The organism is Streptomyces fuscigenes (assembly GCF_021556455.1).
GTDB lineage: Bacteria > Actinomycetota > Actinomycetes > Streptomycetales > Streptomycetaceae > Streptomyces > Streptomyces fuscigenes.
The window spans coordinates 1-2500 of the sequence record NZ_JAKGCV010000622.1 but is presented as its reverse complement, the minus strand read 5'-3'; the positions used below and the strand labels follow the sequence as shown (position 1 = coordinate 2500).

At 76.3% G+C, this 2500-nt stretch carries 1 protein-coding gene; it reads left to right on the top strand.

Annotated features, from left to right (window positions below):
- The first annotated feature begins 1291 nt into the window (after positions 1–1291).
- The gene (locus L1885_RS27060) at positions 1292–1834 is read left to right on the top strand and encodes a GNAT family N-acetyltransferase (RefSeq protein WP_235799789.1); all 543 of its coding nucleotides are present in this window, start codon (positions 1292–1294) and stop codon (positions 1832–1834) included.
- Positions 1835–2500 lie beyond the last annotated feature (666 nt).

The window sequence follows — 2500 nt, the reverse complement described above, 5'->3', positions numbered from 1 at the left end:
CCGCGGGCACCGGTCGCGCGGGCCCGGTGTGCGGCGCGCCCGGCGGTGCCGCCCGGCCGCGTGTCCCGGGCCTTGCGGGACGCCGTGGCGGGACCGGCGCAGGTCCGTCCGGTCCGGACGCGCCCACGGGCGTGCGGCGCCCGGTGTGTTGTGCCGGCGGCCCACCCCTGGGAGCGGTGGGGAAGCTCCCGCCGGGACGACCTGGACACCCCGGCTTCGCGTTCCCGGCGGCGAACTGTGATCATGAAGTCGTTCCCCGCCCTCCACGAGGGCGCGCCGACTCCGCGCAAGCGGTCCAAGCGCACACGCTCCACCGTTCCCATGTCAGCTCGGGGTCGTGCGTCGACGAGCACACCCAGGACCAGTCGCGCCGCGGCCGTACCGAGCGCCGGCCGGTCGCCCTGCCAGGTGAAGCGCCCCACGACCGGCAGTGCCCCCCACGGCCGGGTCGCGGCATGATGCTTCACGAGCTGTTCATACTAGACGTCTTGAACGACAGGTTTAAACCCCTTCCCGTTCATCTCGTTTGTCCGGATGGACGTAATCGATCACTCGGGACCGTTCGGACGGGGAGGTTTCCGCACGGCCGGCCCGTGGCCCGCGGGCCGTCGGGCGGGCCCGGCCCAGGCGGTCCGGAACCGGTACGGCGGGCCGAACGGGGCGCGGAGCGCGGTGTGCAGGCCCGGGTCGCGGCCAACGGCCCCCGCGCCGCGAGCCGGTGGCGCCGGGCGGGCGGTCCGACCCGATCACGGACGGGCGCCGGAGCGGGGGGACGGCGCGGCAGGGCGGCCGGGGCGGCGCTCCGGTCGGGGTCCGCATGCCGTACGTCCGCCCGCTCGCCCATCGGCCCGTTTCGCGGTCCGTCCTCCGTGGCCGGTGCGCGGTGCCACCCCTCCTGCCGGTGGCGGTCCGGCGCGTGCCGGGTGGGCGCCGTGGGCCGCCCGGGAAAACCCGCGTATGTGCGAGTTCCTTCCGTACGAGCGACTCACCAGGCGCCCCCGTCGCGGCATGTCACCGTGCCGCGTGACGAGTGAGCGCACGCCGAGTGCGCAACGTGTCCATGGCGCTACTGTGAGTGGTGGCCAAAACGAAGGGCGCGACCGGACCGCGCGCCCCTCGCGGTTCCGGCCACGACTCCGGCCCCGGCCGCCCCCTCACCCCCCGGGCGGCCGGGGCCGGTTCCCGCACCCGCCGCCCGCTCGCGGCGGCACTCCCTCCGCCGGGCACCGGGATGCGGCCGTCCGGGGGAACGCGGCGGATCGGGCCGTCCGGCGCGCGGCAGAATGGGCCGATGCCGCCTCGCCTCGTCGCCCCCGACGCCCGGTACCGGGCGTCGTTCCTCGCCGCCATCCAGGAATTCGTCACGGGCGAGGAGAGCGACAGCGGACAGGCCGTCGCCGGACAGGAGTTGGAACGCTGGGGCGCGAACTGGGCGAGCCCCGCGGTGTTCGCGTCCTACGTGGACGGACTCAACGCCGAACGGTACGAGGAGACCCCGCGCGTCGAGGGGTGGGTGCCCTGCACACACCTGTGGTTCGTCGACGGCGACGAGTTCCTCGGGCGGCTGTCGATCCGGCACCGCTTCACACCGTTCCTCCTCGAATACGGCGGGCACATCGGTTATTCGGTGCGTCCCACCGCGCGGCGGCGCGGCCACGCGACGGCGATGCTGCGCGGTGCGCTGCCGGTCGCGCGTGAACTGGGCCTCGACCAGGTGCTCGTGACGTGCGACGCCGCCAACGTCGCCTCGCGGAAGGTGATCGAGGCGGTGGACGGCCGGTTCGAGGACCGGCGCGGGGAGAAGTTGCGCTATTGGGTCAGCACCGGGAGCTGAGCAGTGTTGCCTGTCGCCGCTCCCCGAGGGGAAGCGCGGGAGGCGGCCGGCGCGCAAAGAGTGTGTTGTGTCCGCGCGGACGGCGGGCGGGCCACCGGGAGTGGGACGGCTCCGGCGGTAGCCGCGGTGCTCGTGGGCAGCCCGGGCGGCGCACTCACACCGGCGGTGTGCGCCTGCCGGTGGGTGGCACGCCGCCCCGGGCAGACGCACACCGCCCGGCACACCGCCCGCACCGCCACACCGCGCTCGGGGCGGGAGCGCCCCGCGAGCTCCCGCGAATCCTTGGCCGGCGGCAGCGGCGCGATCCACACCGACACCGGACACCCGACACCGACGGCAGGGGCGGGCCGTGTCGGTGTCGACCGCGCCGGCACCAGCCACGTCGGCAGCGAGCCCGCACCGGAGGGCGGCGCCGCGCCCCGGTCAGCGCCGCCGCCCGCGGCGACCGCGAGGCGAGCGGTGCGAGTGACCTGTGCGACCGCGAGTGACGTGTGCGACATCGGGCGGCACGAGTGGCCTGGGCGGCACGGGTGCGCCCGGCGGTCTCCCCGGTGCGGTCTGTGCTGCCTCTGCCGCGGGTGCCCGTGCCGTCGGCGCCGGACGGGCCCGCCCGGCCCTGCCCGTACCCCGGCGGGCGGCGCCTCGCCGCGGTGCACCCGGAGAGCG

Bases quoted from the DNA above. Each gene is read 5' to 3' on its own strand.
- L1885_RS27060 (WP_235799789.1), top strand. From the start codon at position 1,292: ATGCCGCCTCGCCTCGTCGCCCCCGACGCCCGGTACCGGGCGTCGTTC.